Below are 19,731 nucleotides of genomic sequence, written 5' to 3' on the forward strand. Positions count from 1 at the left end.
AGCGAATATACAAATTTTGAAGCAGTTAAGATTAAGTTAAAAAATAGTTGAAAATTTCTGTGGCACAGTAATTGGATGTTGCTTTTCAAAACTATTCCACTTTAAAATTATATATTATGAAAACTAAAATTATAACCTTGTCAGTGTTGTCCTTGTTGAGCATCACTACCCTTTTTGCCCAGGACAGGACTACGGTTTCAGCCTACAATTCTGAAATCAGTGATAACCTTGATTTAAGAGCGGTTGCTTCCATTTTTGGAGATTCCAGAGATTTAGCCGATTTTGAAAGAAGGTTAAATGACCCGAAAATTCAAATTTCTAATTTGGATTTAAACGAAGACAATCAAGTCGATTATTTGCGTGTAATTGAAACCATTGAAGGCAATGCCCACTTGATTGTGATCCAATCGGTTTTAGGACGCGATACTTTTCAAGACGTTGCTACCGTTGAAGTACAAAGGGATAGAGATAATCGCGTACAAGTACAAGTAGTAGGTGATGTTTACATGTATGGCCCGAACTACATTTACGAACCGGTATATTCTTATACTCCTGTAATCTATACCTCTTTTTGGATAAATGATTACAGACCTTATTACTCTTCTTGGTATTGGGGATATTACCCAAGTTATTATTATGCATGGACACCGTTTCCAATTTTTAGATACAGAAGTCATATTGGTATCCACATTAATTTGCACCACCACTACAATTATGTAAATTACAGAAGATGTGAAGTGGCTTATAACGGCTACTACAGAGGCGGTAGAAGAGGAAATGGTTATGAAGTTCGTTACCCGAATCGTTCCTTCCAAGTAAGAAACAGTGGTTATGCTAACCGTCATGAACTAGACCAAAACAGAAACATCAGAACGGTTGGTAACAGAGAATTGGCGAACAACAATAACACCAGAAATAACAATACCGGAATTTCACCAAGACAAAACACCAATACCAGAAGCGAATCACCAAGAACCGTTAGAACTCAGGAAGCTTCACCAAGAGGCAATGCTAACCAAAGAAGTGAATCGCCTAGAACGATAACTTCAAATGGCAACACCAGAAGTTATGAATCGCCAAGAACCGTTAGAACTCAGGAAGCTTCACCAAGAGGCAATTCGAATCAAAGAAGTGAATCACCAAGAGCAATTACCTCAAACGGCAATAGCAGAAGTTACGAGTCACCAAGAAATAATGCTCCGAGAGAAATGTCAAATCAAAGAAGCAATTCAGGCGGACAAAGAGAAATGTCAAGTCAAAGAAGTAACTCTCAAAGAGGCGACAATGGATCAAAAGGTAACAGAAGAAGTTAATTAATAAATATAGTTTAATTGTTGGTTAAAGACATCGCTTAGGCGGTGTCTTTTGTTTTTTAAAAATAATTGCCTATTCCATAATCAGATATTTCAAAAAGGTATAAATTTGCAGTCTTTAACTTTTTATTATGAGTTCGCACAACAGTAGTCTTCATAGCAAATTATCCGTAGGTGGATTGTTAGTGACATTAGGAATAATTTATGGAGATATTGGTACTTCGCCGCTCTACGTAATGAAAGCTATCCTTGGTGGACATGCTATTTCAAGGGATATAGTCTTAGGTGGAATATCTTGTGTCTTCTGGACATTAACTTTACAAACCACTATCAAATACGTAATCATAACCCTAAGTGCTGATAACCACGGGGAAGGTGGAATTTTTGCCCTATTTGCCTTGGTCAAAAGAACCAAAATAAAATGGCTCATTGTTCCGGCCATAATTGGCGGTAGTGCCTTATTAGCTGACGGAATTATTACGCCTCCGATTTCGGTCTCAGCAGCAGTAGAAGGAATTAATACTTTCTACGCCATGGAAACCAGGACCATTCAAATAATAGTAATTTGTATTTTGTTTGTATTGTTTACCATACAACAATTTGGCTCCAAATTAGTCGGAAAGTTTTTTGCCCCTATGATGCTGATTTGGTTTTCAATGTTGGGGATTTTAGGAACATTACAAATCATGAATGACTTTTCAGTCTTTAATGCGATTAATCCTTATTATGCTTACGAATTACTTCAAATTCACCCTGAAGGTTTCTTTGTTTTAGGAGCTGTATTTCTGTGTACAACCGGAGCCGAAGCCTTATATTCGGATATGGGACATTGTGGTCGCAAAAACATCCGAATCAGTTGGATATTTGTAAAAGCGATGTTGTTGCTAAATTACTTTGGTCAAGGCGCTTATTTGATAAGCCATGAAGGTCAAACTTTAGAACAATTAGGCGGAAAAGACGGTAATCCGTTTTATTTAATTATGGCCGATTGGTTCCAACCTATCGGAGTAGTTATAGCTACACTAGCCGCAGTAATAGCTTCCCAAGCCTTAATCAGCGGTTCGTTTACTTTGATTAATGAAGCCATGCGTTTGAATTTCTGGCCAAAAGTTAAAATTAAATACCCAACCGAAGTAAAAGGACAATTGTATATTCCTTCCATCAACTGGTTATTGCTTTTAGGTTGTATCGGTATCGTTTGGTATTTCGAAAAGTCAAGTGCCATGGAACATGCTTATGGTTTAGCGATAGTTCTTTGCATGATTATGACCACCATTTTATTGAATTTTTATTTAATCATGAAAAGAATAAAATGGTATATCATTGGTGCCTTAATCACGGCATATATGGTAATTGAGCTTAGCTTCTTGGCGGCAATTCTCCCAAAATTCATTCATGGCGGTTTTGTAACATTAATCATTGCTTCGGCACTGATTGGGGTAATGGCCACTTGGTATTTGGCCAAACAAATTAGTAAAAATTACACCAAAATTGTCAAAATTGACGATTACAAAAAAGTGTTGGCTGAATTGAGTGTTGACCTTTCCATCCCAAAATATGCAACGCATTTGGTTTATATGACCAACTCCAACCGCAGCGACGAAATAGAAGAAAAAGTAATGTATTCTATTCTTCAAAAACGTCCTAAGCGTGCCGATTTGTATTGGTTTATCCACGTAAACGTTCTAAGCGAACCTTATAAAAAAGAATACCGTGTGACCGAAATTATCAAAGACGATATTTACCGTATTGATTTCTATCTCGGCTTTAGAGAACCGACCAAAATCAACCTCATGTTCAAACAAGTCATCAAAGAAATGGTAGATCGCGGTGAAGTAGATATCACCAGTAGATATGAATCCTTGAACAAAAACAATATCATCGGCGATTTCAAATTTGTGCTTTCCGAAAAATTCTTGTCCAACGACAGCGATTTAACATTCTTCGAAAAAATTATTATGAACACTTATTTCATGATGAAAAAATTGAGTTTGTCTGAAGAAAAAGGATTTGGTTTAGACAGTAGTTCGGTTAAAATTGAACAATTCCCATTGGTCCTTCACGCACCGGAAAAAATCGAAATGCGCAGAATTGATGGCGATCGAACTATTTTATAATTTTCCCTTCTAACCATACTTTTCCTGCTGTTGAAACAGTGTAGAAGTAAACGCCTTGGGCCAAATTATCGGTACCTATCGTTGTGGCTCCGGTAAATGTTTGCTCAACAACGAGCTTGGCATTGCTGTCATAGATCGCGATATGGTAGGTATTGCCGGCTATTCCGCTTATCGAAACAAAATCATTCATCGGGTTAGGATAAACTTTAATTGTATTCTCCAACACTGCGGTATTCGTCTCTAAATTAACACACTGAATGCAATTCTTTTGATAGGTTATGGCCATATCGGTCAAAATTTGACTGTCAAATAAACTCCCTTGACTGCAATTGCCTTTCAACTGATAATTCAACCAAGGCAAAAGATAGGTATTGATGATATTGTGCTGAAACGCTCTGGTAATGGTAGGTTGAGGCGTACAAGATCCATCGCCTACATTACAAAAAAAGTTGCTGTTAGCCATTTGGCAATGACTACCGCCTATGATATTAATCAAGGTTTTACAAGTACTTCCCAAACTATTATACATCGGAATTTGATGCACATTCGGTGGCGTTACACAATCATTCACTCCGGAAAAAACAAGCGCAGGAATGGTTAGCGAAGCAGCCGCACTAATTGCTGACGGGTTGGTTTCTGCCGGCGCAAAATTGACTATCGTTTTAATTGCACTGTTCAGTTGGGCCGCTAAAAAGGAAGCACCGCCGCCCATACTGTGTCCCATAACCGAATTCATATCACTAATTCTATTAAAAAAAATAGACGTGTTATCAACGTTCAAAAGGTTCATTTGCGCTATCACAAAAGCCAAGTCTTTTCCAAAATCTAAATGCGAAGGGGAAAATGACCCTTCTGTTTTGGGAAATGCCATGATATAACCATTCGGCACCAAAGCACTCCAAAAATTTTGATACGCATCCCAAGTCATCACAAAGCCATGCCCAAAACTCAAAACAGGAAAACTACCGGTAGTAGCCGTCAAAGCTACATTGTCACCGGCCACATCGGCGGGATAATAAATCTCCGTAGCAATTAAACGATTCCCTCTGTTGGGATCCGTAAAAGTTAGGGTCGTATGCCCCACTTGAAAGGATTGGGCAAATCCAAATGTAACGCAAGCCAAAAGAAATAAGGCCCCATAAAAATACTTAACATCTTTCATTTCAAGGATTTTAATTTAATCAAATATAGGAAATTCTTATGCCCAACTGTTTTTACCTCGTTAATTTTAAGTTTGGATAACAAAAAAGGAATATCTTTGCACGCTTATTTTTTTACAACATGCGATTACATCGAAATTTAGTTTACACCACCATTGATTCCTTAAACGCCATCTTTAACGAAGGCGAATATGCTGATAAAGTTGTGGCTCGTGCCTTAAAAAAAGACAAACGTTGGGGAAGTTCCGACCGTAAATTTGTGGCCGAAACCATCTACGAAATCGTACGCTGGAAAAGACTTTACATGGAAATTGCCGATGTAAAAGAACCTTTCGACCGTGACCAATTATGGCGAATGTTTGCCGTATGGGCCGTTTTACGCGGTTACCCTATTCCCGATTGGAGACAATTGGAAGGGACACCGGAACGCAAAATCAAAGGCCGTTTTGACGAGTTGTCTAAAATCAGAAAGATGCGAGAGTCTATTCCGGATTGGATGGATGAATTGGGCGTGAAAGAATTAGGCGAAGACATTTGGACCAAAGAAATTGCGGCCCAAAACAAGCAAGCGCAAGTGATTCTGAGAGTTAATACGCTAAAAACGACGAAGGAAAAACTACGCGCCATTTTAATGGACTTAAACATCGAAACCGAATACCTCAAAGACCAACCCGATGCGCTGGTTTTAAAAGAAAGAGCGAATGTATTTTTAACCGATGCTTTCAAAGAAGGCTTTTTTGAAGTACAAGACGCTTCTTCGCAATTGGTTGCTGCTTTCCTTGATGTACAACCCGGAATGCGAGTAGTGGATACTTGTGCAGGTGCCGGTGGAAAAACATTACACATGGCCTCCTTAATGCAAAACAAAGGACAATTGATTGCCATGGATTTGTATGAAAGCAAACTCAAACAATTAAAATTAAGAGCCAAAAGAAACGGCGCTTTCAATATAGAATACCGCATTATCGACTCGACTAAAGTCATCAAAAAGCTTCATGAAAAAGCCGATAGGGTTTTAATTGACGCCCCTTGTAGCGGCTTAGGGGTTTTAAAAAGAAATCCCGATGCCAAGTGGAAACTCCAACCGGAATTCATAGACAACATCAGAAAAGTACAAGCGGAAGTTTTAGAAAATTATTCTAAAATTGTAAAACCGGGCGGCAAACTGGTTTATGCCACTTGTTCCGTCTTACCTTCTGAGAATCAGGAACAAGTTAAGCGTTTTTTAACCACTGAAATCGGAAAATCATTTACCTTTGTAAAAGACACCAAAATTTTGGCACAAGACACCGGATTTGACGGTTTTTATATGGCCTTATTAGAACGAAAAGAACAATAAAAAATACCCATGAAGAAACTCTTTACCCTTTTATTTTTAAGCCTAACTCTTGTTGGTTTTGCCCAACAAACCCAATCGGTTACTGCCATTCCTCCGGGCTATTACAGCACGGCTACAGGCACAGGATACACCTTAAAAACGCAATTGTTCAATATCATCAACGATCATAACGACAGAACCTATTCGGGTTTATACATCACTTATTTGACTTCTGACATTGATGGGTATTACGAAAACAACGATACCATGTTAGACATGTACACGGAGAACCCAACCGGTCCTGAATGTGAATTTGTTTATGGCGGTGGATTACAAGATGACGGTACTTTAGGCAATAATGAATGTGAACGTTACAACAGAGAGCATTTGGTGCCACAATCCTATTTCGGGAGCGGCGTAACGCCAATGTTTTCTGATGCGCACTTTGTAATTCCTTCGGATAAGTATGTCAATGCCCAAAGAGGTGATTTCCCTTTTGGACGAGTGAACAATGCTACAACTACTTACTCTAACGGTTCTAAAAGAGGGTTGAATTTAAACTCGGGGTATTCTGCCGGATTTACCGCCACTGTTTTCGAACCAATCAACGAATTTAAAGGCGATATTGCTCGTATGCTTTTGTACTTTGTAACGCGCTATGAAGACCAATTGGTTAGCTTTTACAACAGTTCCAGTTCATTATCTAAGGTAATGTTTGACGGTTCAACCGGTCAATCTTTCTCTCCAACGTTCTTAAATATATTATTAACATGGAACCAGCAAGATCCTGTAAGTCAGAGAGAGATCGACAGAAACAATGCTATTTACGCCCGTCAAAGCAATAGAAATCCGTTTATTGACACCAACAGTTATGTGACCGCCATCTGGGGAACGCCATTGGCTACTTCTACTTTTGAAAGTTTAAATGCTGTGACGGTTTATCCTAATCCTTCAAGCAATGGCAACATAACGATTTCAACTGAAATTGCACTTGACGGTATCGAAATCATCACCATCAACGGTCAGGTTTTACAACAAATCAAAAGTCCGGCTTTAGAAAATAACACGTATACTTTCCATAATTTGCCTAAAGGTTTTTACTTTATAAAATTGTCGAGCAATATCGATTCGGTGACTAAAAAAGTGTTAATCAACTAAACTTAGCACCCTTTATAACGAGAAACGCTGTTGAAATTCAACGGCGTTTTTTTGTTTTTCACTTCAGAAAGCACAAATAATCGATGTAACGCATCACAGAAAACACTGATTTTCTTTGAACTTTAGCGCATCTTTACTATCTTTCGCCCTCTTAATGTGTAACCCTTAAACATTTATTCAAATGTTAGAAGAAAAGAATGATAACCTGCAAGATGCAGATGGAAATGTAGTAAACGAATCTTTAGAAACGACCGCTACTGAAAATCAGGAAACTACAACCGAGGAAGCAAGTCCTGCCTTGGAAGTGGAAACTACTATCGCCACCGAAACTACTGAAGAAGTGGTTGAAGTAGCCGATGAAACTACTGAAGCCGTAGCCGAAGAACCGGTGGTTGAAGTAGCTGTTTTAACCGAAGCGCTTTCAGAAGACGAAATTGAAGTAGCCGCTGAAAAAGAAGCTTTAGTAGAAGAAGTTGTAGAAGAAGTAGCGACACCTGAAGCAGTAGAAGAAACTCCGGAAACGGTTGAAGAAGCTAGCGAAACAGTTATAGAATTAACGCCCGAAGAAGTAGCCGACGACACACCTGTTGTTGAAGCTGCCAGTGATTCAGTAATAGACGCTATCCAAGAAGTGAATGCTGAAGAAGGCGAAGACGAATCGTTAAAAGAGCGTCACGATATTCCTATGCTGGATTACGAAACCTTGTCTATGGAGCAATTGGTGGATGAGTTAGGTACTTTAGTCGTAGTCGAAAAAGTGATGTCGGTAAAAGACCATGTGGAAGAATTGAAAAAAGCTTTCTTGTCGAAATACCATCATTTTATCGAAGAGAAAAAAGACGAATTCCACGCCGAAAACCCGGATACTACAGAAGATTTCCATTATCATTTTCCACTTAAGGTAAAATTTGACCAATTATACTCGCAATACCGCGACAAGAAAAATACGCATTTTAAAAGTTTACAAAGCAACCTACAAGCCAATTTAGAAAACAGAATGGCGATTGTAGAGGAACTTAAAAACTTAATCCACAGTCAGGAAAGTATTCCGGTGACCTTGAAGAAATTTAATGACATCCGCGATCGTTGGAAAGTAGCCGGACCTATTCCGAAAGACAAATACAACCACGTTTGGAACAATTACCACTTCCATTTAGAGAATTTCTATGACATTCTTCACTTAGACCGTGAAGCGCGTGATTTGGATTTCAAACACAATTTAGAGCAAAAACAAAAAATCATAGCGCGTGTAGAAGAATTGGTTCACGAAGAAGACATCAACAAAGCTTTCCGTGAATTGCAAGACTTGCACCGTCTTTGGAAAGAAGATATCGGACCGGTTTCACGCGACCAACGTGAGGAAATTTGGAACCGCTTCAGCGAATTGACCAAACAAATGCACGACAAACGCGAAAGTCTATACGAACAATTGCGCGAAGTGGAAACTGCCAATTTAGAAAAGAAGAAAGACATCATCGCACAGATTGAAGTGTTGGCACAAGAAAAAGTAAACTCTCATGCGGCTTGGTTAGGCCAAATTGAAAAAGTAGAAGCCTTGAGAAATCAATTCTTCGCCGCCGGAAAAGTACCTTCTGAAGTGAATGAAGATACTTGGACTGCCTTTAAAAATGCCGTGAGAAACTTTAACGTGTTGAAAAACGCTTTCTACAAAGACATTAAAAAAGACCAAAACGATAACCTTTCTAAAAAACAAGCGTTGGTGGTTAAAGCCAATGAGTTAAAAGAAAGTACCGATTATGCTGCCACGACGCCATTAATGAAGCAAATTCAGGAAGAGTGGAAAACCATTGGTCATGTGCCAAGAAAATTCTCGGACAAACTTTGGGCCGAATTCAGAGCGGCTTGTAACGAGTATTTCGAGAAATTGAAAGAGCAAAAATCTGAGGTGAATGAAGAAGAAGTAGAAGCTTTTGAAAAGAAGAAAGCCTACTTAGAAACCTTAAGAGCTTTTGAACTGGTGGGCGATCACAAAACCGACTTAGACGCTATCAAAGCGCACATCGAAACCTGGAAAGGCTTTGGGAAAGTACCCTTCCCGCGCCGTCACATTGAAGGGAAATTCAATAAAATCCTGGATGCCTTATTCGAGAAATTGAGCTTGAGCAAAAAAGACAACGAAATGGCGCGTTATGCCAATAAGTTAGACCATTTGGCCAGCTCAGATACTCGTAAGTTGGACAATGAAAAAGTATTCATCATGCGTAAAATTGACGAAGTACAAGGGGAAATTTTCCAATTGGAAAACAACATCCAGTTCTTTGCCAATGCGAAAGCCGATAACCCAATGGTGAAAGAAGTAATGAAAAACATCGACTTCAAAAAAGAAGAGTTGGCCACGCTGAAAGACAAGCTGAAACAACTTCGAAATTTGAAAACGGAATAACAAAAAAGCCTCGAATTTATCGAGGCTTTTTTTATTGCTGTATTTTAGAAGCTAAGAGATAAATCACCGCCATTCGGATGGCTACTCCGTTCTCGACTTGGTCTAAGATAACCGACTGCTGTGAATCGGCGACATCTGAAGTGATTTCGACCCCGCGATTAATTGGTCCGGGATGCATGATGATGATTTCTTTGTGGAGCGAATCCAGTAAGGCTTTGTCTACTCCATATTGTTGGGCATATTCTCTGGTCGATGGAAAATAATTCACATCCATGCGTTCGTTTTGCACGCGAAGCATATTGGCTACATCACACCATTCCAACGCTTTACGCAAGTTAGGCTCAACCGTTACCCCAAGACTTTCAATGTATTTCGGAATCAGTGTTTTTGGGCCGCAAACTTTCACTTCAGCCCCTTGCATTTGCAAAGCGTAGATGTTAGACAAGGCTACTCTTGAGTGCAAAATATCGCCTACAATGACCACCTTCTTGCCTCCTACTTCACCCAGTCTTTCTCTGATAGAATAACTATCCAGTAACCCTTGCGTTGGGTGTTCGTGGGCACCGTCTCCGGCGTTGATGATGCTGGCTTTAACATTTTGCGATAAGAAGTAAGCCGCACCCGGATTGGCGTGACGCATCACCACCATATCCACTTTCATTGATAAGATATTGTTGACGGTATCAATCAGCGTTTCGCCTTTTTTAACCGAAGATTGTGCTGCCGAGAAACTAATCACATCGGCAGACAATCGCTTTTGCGCCAATTCAAAAGAGAGTTTCGTACGCGTACTGTTCTCAAAAAAGATGTTGGCAATAGTAATGTCGCGCAGCGAAGGCACTTTCTTAATCGGGCGGTTAATCACTTCTTTGAAATGATCGGCCGTCTCAAAAATCAAGTCGATGTCTTGCTTTTGCAGGTATTTAATCCCTAGTAAATGGTTGACTGACAGTTCGGACATTTTAATTTGTATGTTGTATGTTGTTTGTTTTTCTTATCCCTTATCCCTTTTCCCTTATCCCTTATCCCTTTAGGCTAAACCAAGTAAACCGCATCTTCCCCATCCTTCTCCTTCCACGACACGATTACTTTCTCATCATTAATCGCATCCACCTGACGCCCGCGGTAATCGGGTTGTATCGGTAAATGGCGGCTGAATCTTCGGTCGATTAAGACCAAAAGTTCTACTTCTGACGGTCTTCCAAAGGACTGCACAGCGGTTAAAGCCGCGTTGATACTTCTTCCGGTGAATAGCACATCGTCAATAAAAACCACTTTTTTGTCTTCGACTAAAAAATCAATCTGCGTCTTGTTGGCTTCCAATTGCTTTTCGCCCCGACGGAAATCATCGCGGAAAAACGTAATGTCTAAAAACCCTAACTGCACGTCTTTGATTTGGTAATCGTTTTCCAAAATAGCCTTAACACGATTGGCCAAATAAGTGCCTCGCGGTTGTATGCCTATTAAAACGGTATGGGAAAAATCGAGGTGGTTTTCGATTAACTGACAAGCCAAACGATGGAGTATGATATTGACTTCTTTGGAAGTGAGCAATACTTTTTGACTCATGGTAGTGTTGTTTGGGTGGTAAAAGTAGCGTTTTTTTTTAAGCGAGGCAAATTTGTTTGCAGTGGACAGTTGGCAGTGATCAGTGTTCAGTGGTCAGTGTTCAGTTGGTTTCGTTTAAACCGAAATACTTTGTGTTCTTTGCTGTTAAGTCTTCATAACCAAAGAGTTTCAAACCTTAGAACCTTAGTCCCTTAGCGCCTTAGCACCTATTTTTAACCATTGTGCATACTTTTCGGTTTTGAAAAACATGATCACAAAAATGTAGCATACTTTTCAGTAGTGAAAAAAATGTAGCACGAAATGTAGGATACTTTTGGGTTTTAGGACAAATTGTATTGTAAAGAAGCCCTTCGACCCTTAGGCAGGCTCAGGGCAGGAAAAATCAGGGTGACAACTCTGCAAATAATTGGATTTTACCTCAATAAAACTATAATCAAAACATTATCGCTTTACCATTTTTACCGTTTCAATCCCTTTGTTTGAAATAAGTTGGCAAAAATAAATACCGCTTTTTAACGAGGACAATTCAACTTCATTGCTTGAAGTGAGCAAGGTAACCGAAAGCAATTCTTTTCCGGTCATATCAAATATTGTTGCCTTTGATGGCAAATTCATCTCGTTGGCGGTTATGGTTATTTTGTCGTTAAAGGGGTTTGGCGACACTATTGTTTTAGTAAAAACACTAGTGTCATTAGTAGAAAGTTGGGTTGAATCATAATGAAAAACGTACATGTTTCTGGAACCAATAGCATACAAACTTCCATCACTGGCAAAAGCGGTTGCCAAACCGGTTCCTGCATATATATTAGGGGTGCTTACCCAATTTTGAACACCGGTATTACTGTATTGCACAATCGGCATTTGATTCGTAGAAGGAAAGCTCGGATTAGGCGTTGGTCCGCCTACACCGGTAACGATTACTTCTCCTGTAGGTTTTGCTATAACATACTTCGGATAGGAATCGCTTACGGTTACCGGAGCCGACTCTATATAGGGGGAAGACCAAAGCAATGTTCCGTTAGTGTCGGTTTGAAATGTCTGCCATTTTAGTCCGGCTGAATTGCCATAACCTATAGCACTAATTCGATTGTTTGCATAAGTCATCCGCGTTACAAAATTATACCCTCCGAAGTCGTAGTTGTAACTCCATAACAAACTCCCGGTTGGGCTATACTTTACCAATCTGGCATCATAATCCCAAGTGATTGGGTTTACTTGATAATAAATGCTGCACAATACGTATACATTTTCATTTTCATCCATTTCTACGTCAGCGGCAATCAGCCCAACAGCATTAGCCGTCCACAGCAAGGTACCTGAGGTATCCCAAACAAAAACAGGAGCAACATTTGGGTTTGGACTACTGGTAACTACCGCGATTTTATTGTTTCTGAGACGCATACCATTAAAATTAATAGGTGAATTTGCCGTACTCGAATTGGTAAAAACCACCGTGCCGCCGGTATCGAGTTTAATCAACGTTGCGCCATTGTTTATGGATGTGCCAATGTATAAATTGCCACTAGCATCTACAACACTGCGACAGTCAAAAGAGATTTGATTGGTAATAAGAATAGAGATAGGTATTACCGTTTTCCAAAGCAAAGTTCCTGTCGGGCTATACTTTAGCGCTACTATAGCTTGTGGATAATCACGTTCTATGGAAGCTGAATAAGCATATTGATTACCCACCACAAAAACATTGTTGTCGGCGTCACAGCTAACCCAATTTGATTTTTCATAAACGCTGTTGATTCCCGATGAATCGGTAGTTTCCCAAAGCAAGGTACCCGAAATATTATACTTTCTGGTGTATATCGAACTGGTGGCCGCATGGCCTGTTACCACAATATTGTCTTGCGAATCTACCGCACTCATTTGAGAAGTCTTTGCCTCCGAACCGGCATTTTGTTCCCAGTCTAAACTGTACTGTGACAATGCATTGGAACTTGAAAACAACAATAAGGTTACGGCTAGTAGTTTTGTAATTTTTTTCATGATGTTGGTTTGTTGTATAACATTTAACAAATGTCACACCCTACCTTAGGGCAGATGGCTGGATTTTGTGTTAGAACGAAACACCTCTTTTTTACACCAAAAACCTATTGTGCATACTTTTCAGTTTTGAAAAACATGCACACAAAATGGTTGCATACTTTTTAGTTTCGACAAACATGCACACAAAATGGTTGCATACTTTTCGGTTTTGAAAATTATGCACTCAAATTGGTTGCATACTTTTCGGATTTGAAAAACATGCACTCAATCCCCTTATCCCTCTTCCCTTATCCCTAATCCTCAAACGTTTCCATAAACCAATCGTTAAAATTGTTATTATTTTTTATACTTTTAACCAACCAACATTCAAAATCATTAATCATGAAACTAAAAATCACTATCGCCCTTCTTTTAATCGTACAATTAACCTTTGGGCAAGACCGAGTTAAAAGAGTGGACAGTTTGCTCAACGCTATGTATGCCCAACAAAAAATCAACGGTAATTACTTGATTGCAGAAAAGGGTACGGTGATTTACCAAAAGTCATTTGGCTTAGCCAATGAAGAAACCAAAGAGCCGCTCAACGAAAACTCCATTTTTGAATTGGCCTCGGTTTCCAAACAGTTTACCGCCATGGCCATCGCCATACTGCATGAAAATGGCAAGCTGAACATCAATGATAAGATGTCAAAATACATTCCTGAGTTGGCTTATTATGATAATATCACCATAAAAAACTTAGTGCACCACACCAGCGGACTTCCCGATTATATGGAACTGATGGAAACCCGATTTGACAAAAATAAAATCGCGACTAATGACGATATCGTAACCTTATTGGCCAAAGAACAACCTAAATTGTTGTTTGACACCAACACCAAATGGGAATACAGCAATACCGGTTATGCCTTGTTGGCGACCATTATTGAAAAAGCTTCCGGGATGTCTTATGCCGACTATTTGCAAAAAAACCTATTTACGCCTTTAAAAATGACCAACACTTTTGTGTACACCCGAAGATATGCACCCAAAAAAGTAAGCAACTATGCCTACGGTTATGTGTATTCCGACGAATTAAAAAAGCTTGTCCTTCCGGATGACTTGGCCGAAACCAAAATGGTGGTTTGGCTGGATGGGATTGTGGGTGACGGAACGGTCAACTCCACCGCCAATGATTTGTTACTCTGGGATCGCGCTTTGTATACCAACCAACTGTTGTCTAAAAGCGGCATGGAACAAGTGTTCAAGTCAGGTGCTTTAGCTGATGGTTCTGCCACGAAATACGGATTCGGTTGGTTTATAGAAAACAACCCCGATTATGGCAAAATGGCAAGCCACAGCGGCGGTTGGCCGGGCTATAAAACCTATATCGACCGTCACCTCGACAATGACAAAACCATCATCATCTTGAGCAACCATGAAAAAGTAGCCATTCCTATTAATTCCTTAAGAAGTATATTGTACAACAAGCCATTGCCGACCAAAAAAGAAAGAAAAGAAATTGCCTTAACCAACGAGCAACTCCAGAAATTCATAGGCGTATACGAAATACAACCGGGATTTGAAATCACCGTCACCAGCGACAAAGACCAGCTATTAGCGCAACTAACCGGACAAAACGCTTTCCCTATTTTTGCCGAAAATGAAACCCAGTTTTTTCTAAAAGTAGTCGATGCGCAAATTCACTTCGTTCCCAGCGAAACAGGCGCCATTACCGGTTTGGTTTTATTGCAGAACGGGAATACGATTGAAGGGAAGCGGATTAAATAAGAGGTTTCGCCATTGCTTAACGCCTCACTCCCGACCAAAACCCCAAAAAACCCGATAAACAGATTTTTTTTACAAGAAATGAAAGGGATTGGTGGGGATTATTTATATTTGGGAAGATAGGTTGGTTTAACTTATCAATCTATATATTCAACGATTATGTTATTTCAAAACTAAACAAAAATCTCATGAAAATCAAACACCTCACTATGTTTTCTTTATGCTTATTTATTTTCTCCTGTCAACAAAAAGAAATGAATGCAAATAGACAAAAACCTTTAGCTCAAACTCAAGAAAGTGTGAAATTAGAAAAAATAAAAGAAAAATATTCTAATGAAAAATTTATACAAACTTCAGTAAAACAAGAACAGAGTTTTAAAGGTGAATATAACGTTGAGAAAGATAAAATAATAAGCGTAGATAAGAGTTCTGAAAAGAAAACAGATGTTGATTACATTATAAACATATCTAACAATTACATCGTTATAACATTACAAGATGGTAGTATTATTGAAGAATTTAAAGTGCTCAAAAAGAAATATGACCGAGAGTTAACGTTATTTACATATTTAATTGAAACGCAAAATGATAAATACTTATTTTCACATGTAGTTGAGGCTGATGGAAGCTACAGTTATTTTGAATTTAGAAATTCAAATAGTTTACGTTTCTACATTACAAATAAATAAACGCTTCTAAAAAAGACTGTTTGCAATAATTGCGTGACATGGAATTATCTCAAATTTTCTCAGGAAATTCAAAACTAAGTTTTGTACTTGGAATCATCAGTAATAAATAGTCGAATTTTTTGCAAAAGGCATTGTACTATCGGCTACCTTAAAAAAATACGTAAAAATAGAAAATGGGCATATTTCAATCAGAAAGATTAGACGACCGAAAAAAAGGTAGAGATATAATTGAAAAATTAAAAAAATCTAACAGCAAGACATTAATTATCCACTATAGTTGCGAATCTTTCTTCAATCTCGAAGGGAGAACTCCAAGAATCACTTCAATATGCATTAAAAATAGAGGAAATAATTTAACGAAGACTTTTTCTATTCACTTACAAGCACAATTTTACAAGAAAGATTTATGCTGTATTACAGATATAGAAAATGACTTTTTAGAGAAACAAATGCTAAAAGAATTTTTTGAATTTGTTAAAAGGCATTCAACACATAATTGGGTTCATTGGAATATGAGAAATTCAAGTTATGGTTTTGAAGCAATTGGAAATAGATATAGAATTTTAGGAGGTAACGGAAAGGAAATTGAAGACCAATTTAAATTTGATTTACCGGAAAACTTAGGTTTAATATATACATACAATTTTGAAAAACACAAGCCAAGCGGACAACTTTTGAATTTAGCAAAAAGAAATAAAATTTCCGATAGAGATGCATTAATAGGAAAAGATGAAGCAAAATCATTTGAGGATAGAGACTATTTAAAACTTCATATGTCAACTAGCAGAAAAGTAGAAATAATTGACCGAATCCTAACACTTGAAGAAAAAAACAAGTTAAAAGTTAATGCGAGCATTATTAAAATATATGGATTAACGCCAACTGGGATTTTTGAAATAGTTAGAAATAATTGGATTTTATTTTTAATTTGGAGTTTAATTGTTGGTTTTATAGGTGCCGCAGCAGAACCAATAATTCAATTTATTTCGGGAACAAGTAACTTTGGAAATTAAAAAATTAGCAAGTAAAACAGTTTGCAATACGCTAACATTAATAAATAACTTAAAAAAATATACAAAACATGCATAAAGTAAGTTTATACGATTATTATTCATTTGGATTTAATTATTACATTTTGATGAATGATAGCTCTCATAAAACAGTTGAGGAATTTGCAAAGGATATAATTAGATACTCAGATTTCATAAATGATTTAGACTTAAAAGTCACAAAATCATTATTAAAAATGTATGGTTGGAATGATAATATAAAAGCATTAAACAAACTAAATGTCGGAACTAAAAAGAAAAAAGTTGTTGAGCCAACCCTATACGATAAAATAATTGAACTTATTAAGAAAGCTGACCCAACACTTGACGCAGAATTAAGTATAAAAACCGGTTATCTCTTAAAAGAAAAAAGAATAAGTACTGATAAACTTATTGATGAAATAGATTCTATATTCTCAATTGCCACTTTTTTGCATTTACCTGATGTTGCAAGATTTGATTTTATTGAAAGTGGTAAATGTTTAGCATTTGATAGAAATACAGCAAGTGCTTTTCATTCTTTACGAGGTACTGAAGATGTCTTGAAATTTTACTATTCAAACTTAACTGGCAAAGTTGCAACAGATACACAAACTTGGGGGAATTTTCATTCAGAAATAGAAGCTCAAATAACTGCTGGAAATATAATACCACATCCCCCAAAAGAATTAATGCAAAATCTTAATAGTTTAAGAATATATTACAGAAATAAAACACAACATCCCCAACTTATTTATGATGCAGATGAAGCACAAGATTTAATGTTTAATTGTATAAAGTGTGTAAACGAAATAATAAAAGACCTTAAATCGAGAGGAATAATTAATGACCTCCCTTTTTAAATTTACTTTGTCAACAAAAGTTTGCTAAATCTTAAAGTATTTTTCAAATAAAAACCGCCCAAAGGCGGTTTTCCCATATTAATTATACATCTTCTTTCTCAACTCTTTTACCTTCTCATCATCCAAGTACTCATCAAAAGTCATATATCTATCAATACCCCCCCCGCTACCGCGCGAATCCCTTCGCGTGGTTGTGTTTCCTACCCCCCGCTACCGCGCGAATATTAAAATAAGATATGAAAAAAGAGAGTGAGGTTTATAGACTGAAAGAAGGTTATAGTCCCTTTATTTATAAAAGTGAAACTGGTCTTACCTATAGCTTTCCTGTTGCATCAGGTCATGTAGACAGGACTTTTGAATTCGTAATTTCAGAACTAGATTTAGACGCAATAAAATCAAGTGCATATAGGTTTAAGGCGCTATATTACATACTTTTCCATGAAGCTCAGTCGACTTTTGGGACAGGTCATCCAAAACCTCGGACATATACAGCTAAAGAATTTGAAGAGGTCAAAAATAAGGTGTTGTATATATCAGAGTTTGATTTACAGTTGTATATCAATGAATTTTCAGAAGGTAATAATCTAGCGGATTGTTACTTTCAAATGTTTAGTGATAATGTATTTAAATAAAAATAAAATAACGACCCTCCGCTACCGCGCGAATCCCTTCGCGTGGTCATATTTCCTACCCACTCTCACGTAATACTTAACACCGCTACCGCGCGAATCCCTTCGCGTGGTCATATTTCCTACCTCCGCTACCGCGCGAATCCCTTCGCGTGGTCATATTTCCTACCCACTCCCACGTAATACTTAACCTACTTCTAAAAAACTTTTATTAGCTTTGGTAAAAAGAACAGTATGAGCAGGAATTACAAGTTTCATAATCCTGAGGGATTGTATTTTGTCAGTTTTGCCGTTGTTGGCTGGTTAGATGTATTTACCAGAAATGAATACAAAGATTTACTTTTAGAAAGCTTAGAATTTTGTCAAAAAAGCAAAGGCATGGAAATACACTCTTGGTGTATTATGACCAATCATGTGCATTTAATTTTTAGAAGTACAGATAATCAAAAGCCTGAATTATTACTAGGCGATTTTAAAAGATTTACAAGCAGACGTATTGTAAAAGCCATCCAAGAAAATCCAAAAGAAAGCAGAAAGGAGTATTTGTTGGACTATTTTAAAAAAGAAGCCGCAAAGAGTTCAAATACAACTAATTTTCAATTTTGGCGACATGACAGCAGGCCAATAGAGTTGTGGAGTAATGAAGTCATTCAGCAAAAAATAGATTATATACATAACAATCCGGTTGAAGAAGGTATTGTATTTAGACCTGAAGATTATAAATACAGTAGTGCTCCGGATTATGCCGGAGAAAAAGGGTTGTTGGATGGGGTTTATGTTTTTAGGTATTTTAAGTTGTAATAGCATTTGCCACGCGAAAGGATTCGCGCGGTAGCGGTGCGCAATGGCTGGATTTTATTGAGTTTACCTATTTTTCACGTAAAAAGCATATCTTAGTAGACATTACGCAGTTTACTGGAATTGCAACAAACACTAAGATGTGAAACGCTAAGCTAAATTTGAAAACGTTGCGGAATTTACGCAACAAACATATATATTGCAGTATTAATGCAATTTGTCTATTTTTGTAGAAAATATATAATAATGTATTATGCAATTTTAATGGCGGATATTCTCGATAGTGGAGAAAAAGATTCTAACAAATTAATGCTAGAGTTTAAGAGTATTGTCAATTATATTAATGAGAATCAACGAAATAATATAATTTCTCCACTAACAATCACATTGGGAGATGAATTTCAGGCAATCATAGATACAGTTGAAAATGCCGTGAATATTATTATCGAAATAGAAGAATTTATCCTATCCAAAGGATTAAGTTTCAAACTTCGATATGTTTTAAATTTTGGGAAAGTTGAGACACAAATAAATCGCCAAATAGCATATGAAATGCTTGGAAAGGGATTGACTGATGCAAGGAAAGAATTAAATAATTTAAAAAATTCAGAAAGTCGATTTTTAATAAAATTAAAGAAAGAAGAATGGAGAGTAGAAAAAATGCTGAATGATACATTTCGAATATTTCAATATTTTATCGACTCATGGAAAATTAATGAATATAAAATAGTTAGTGATTTTATTATTCATGACGATTACAAAACAATCGCTAACAAATTTGAAATAAATAGGTCGACAGCATGGAGAAGAAGAAAAAGCCTAAATATAGAAGAATTTGAAACACTAAAAAAAATAATTTATAACATAACATATATCTACGAACATGATCTTGCTAAGTAAAATTTTAGTATTTGTTTTAA

The 19,731-nt window shown here is 37.4% G+C and carries 16 protein-coding genes; 12 read left to right on the forward strand and 4 right to left on the reverse strand.

Annotation, left to right across the window (positions count from 1 at the left end; all coding sequences use genetic code 11):
* The first annotated feature begins 116 nt into the window (after positions 1 to 116).
* Together ICG50_RS06035 and ICG50_RS06040 are read left to right on the forward strand one after the other, a co-directional pair.
* Positions 117 to 1,313, forward strand: a complete 1,197-nt coding sequence (locus tag ICG50_RS06035; RefSeq protein WP_187660013.1) for a hypothetical protein — start codon at positions 117 to 119, stop codon at positions 1,311 to 1,313.
* Positions 1,314 to 1,444: 131 nt separating this feature from the next.
* Complete coding sequence (locus tag ICG50_RS06040; protein WP_187660014.1) at positions 1,445 to 3,430, forward strand: KUP/HAK/KT family potassium transporter; 1,986 nt, start codon at positions 1,445 to 1,447, stop codon at positions 3,428 to 3,430.
* Here the strand turns inward: ICG50_RS06040 and ICG50_RS06045 are convergent.
* Entirely contained in the window at positions 3,420 to 4,592 is a 1,173-nt protein-coding gene (locus tag ICG50_RS06045) for a poly(ethylene terephthalate) hydrolase family protein (RefSeq protein WP_187660015.1), read from the reverse strand. The two genes, ICG50_RS06040 and ICG50_RS06045, sit on opposite strands and share 11 nt — an antisense overlap.
* Before the next feature lie 119 nt (positions 4,593 to 4,711).
* Between ICG50_RS06045 and ICG50_RS06050 the strand changes: the two genes are divergently transcribed.
* The 3 genes from ICG50_RS06050 to ICG50_RS06060 all read left to right on the forward strand — a co-directional run bounded on the left by ICG50_RS06050 (position 4,712) and on the right by ICG50_RS06060 (position 9,470).
* Positions 4,712 to 5,929 (forward strand): RsmB/NOP family class I SAM-dependent RNA methyltransferase, encoded by a 1,218-nt coding sequence (locus tag ICG50_RS06050; protein WP_187660016.1) that lies wholly within the window; start codon positions 4,712 to 4,714, stop codon positions 5,927 to 5,929.
* A gap of 9 nt (positions 5,930 to 5,938) precedes the next feature.
* Positions 5,939 to 7,066 (forward strand): endonuclease, encoded by a 1,128-nt coding sequence (locus tag ICG50_RS06055; protein ID WP_187660017.1) that lies wholly within the window; start codon positions 5,939 to 5,941, stop codon positions 7,064 to 7,066.
* A 181-nt stretch (positions 7,067 to 7,247) separates the two neighbouring features.
* On the forward strand, positions 7,248 to 9,470 hold the full coding sequence (locus tag ICG50_RS06060; RefSeq protein ID WP_187660018.1) for a DUF349 domain-containing protein: 2,223 nt from the start codon (positions 7,248 to 7,250) through the stop codon (positions 9,468 to 9,470).
* A 31-nt stretch (positions 9,471 to 9,501) separates the two neighbouring features.
* Here ICG50_RS06060 and ICG50_RS06065 read toward each other — a convergent pair whose 3' ends face one another.
* The 3 genes from ICG50_RS06065 to ICG50_RS06075 form a co-directional block, all read right to left on the reverse strand.
* Entirely contained in the window at positions 9,502 to 10,431 is a 930-nt protein-coding gene (locus tag ICG50_RS06065) for an aspartate carbamoyltransferase catalytic subunit (protein WP_187660019.1), read from the reverse strand.
* 74 nt (positions 10,432 to 10,505) lie between these two features.
* Positions 10,506 to 11,039 carry a bifunctional pyr operon transcriptional regulator/uracil phosphoribosyltransferase PyrR gene (gene pyrR, locus ICG50_RS06070; RefSeq protein ID WP_187660020.1) on the reverse strand — a complete coding sequence of 178 codons (534 nt, stop codon included), beginning with the start codon at positions 11,037 to 11,039 and terminating at the stop codon, positions 10,506 to 10,508.
* 441 nt (positions 11,040 to 11,480) lie between these two features.
* Entirely contained in the window at positions 11,481 to 13,037 is a 1,557-nt protein-coding gene (locus tag ICG50_RS06075; protein WP_187660021.1) for a T9SS type A sorting domain-containing protein, read from the reverse strand.
* 381 nt (positions 13,038 to 13,418) lie between these two features.
* Here ICG50_RS06075 and ICG50_RS06080 point away from each other — a divergent pair, with 381 nt between their 5' ends.
* The 7 genes from ICG50_RS06080 (at position 13,419) to ICG50_RS06110 (ending at position 19,711) form a co-directional block, all read left to right on the forward strand.
* Positions 13,419 to 14,807, forward strand: coding sequence for a serine hydrolase (locus ICG50_RS06080; RefSeq protein ID WP_187660022.1), 1,389 nt, complete (start codon positions 13,419 to 13,421; stop codon positions 14,805 to 14,807).
* A gap of 185 nt (positions 14,808 to 14,992) precedes the next feature.
* Positions 14,993 to 15,493, forward strand: a complete 501-nt coding sequence (locus ICG50_RS06085) for a hypothetical protein (RefSeq protein ID WP_187660023.1) — start codon at positions 14,993 to 14,995, stop codon at positions 15,491 to 15,493.
* 173 nt (positions 15,494 to 15,666) lie between these two features.
* Entirely contained in the window at positions 15,667 to 16,506 is an 840-nt protein-coding gene (locus ICG50_RS06090; RefSeq protein ID WP_187660024.1) for a hypothetical protein, read from the forward strand.
* Between the two features lie 68 nt (positions 16,507 to 16,574).
* Positions 16,575 to 17,384 carry a hypothetical protein gene (locus tag ICG50_RS06095; protein ID WP_187660025.1) on the forward strand — a complete coding sequence of 270 codons (810 nt, stop codon included), beginning with the start codon at positions 16,575 to 16,577 and terminating at the stop codon, positions 17,382 to 17,384.
* Positions 17,385 to 17,620: 236 nt separating this feature from the next.
* Complete coding sequence (locus ICG50_RS06100; protein ID WP_187660026.1) at positions 17,621 to 18,016, forward strand: hypothetical protein; 396 nt, start codon at positions 17,621 to 17,623, stop codon at positions 18,014 to 18,016.
* A gap of 231 nt (positions 18,017 to 18,247) precedes the next feature.
* Entirely contained in the window at positions 18,248 to 18,814 is a 567-nt protein-coding gene (locus ICG50_RS06105) for an REP-associated tyrosine transposase (protein WP_187660027.1), read from the forward strand.
* Positions 18,815 to 19,057: 243 nt separating this feature from the next.
* A complete protein-coding gene (locus tag ICG50_RS06110) occupies positions 19,058 to 19,711 on the forward strand; it encodes a SatD family protein (RefSeq protein WP_187660028.1) in 654 nt (217 codons plus the stop codon).
* Positions 19,712 to 19,731 lie beyond the last annotated feature (20 nt).

The sequence above is a fragment of the Flavobacterium buctense genome, from assembly GCF_014486695.1.
Lineage (GTDB): Bacteria > Bacteroidota > Bacteroidia > Flavobacteriales > Flavobacteriaceae > Flavobacterium > Flavobacterium buctense.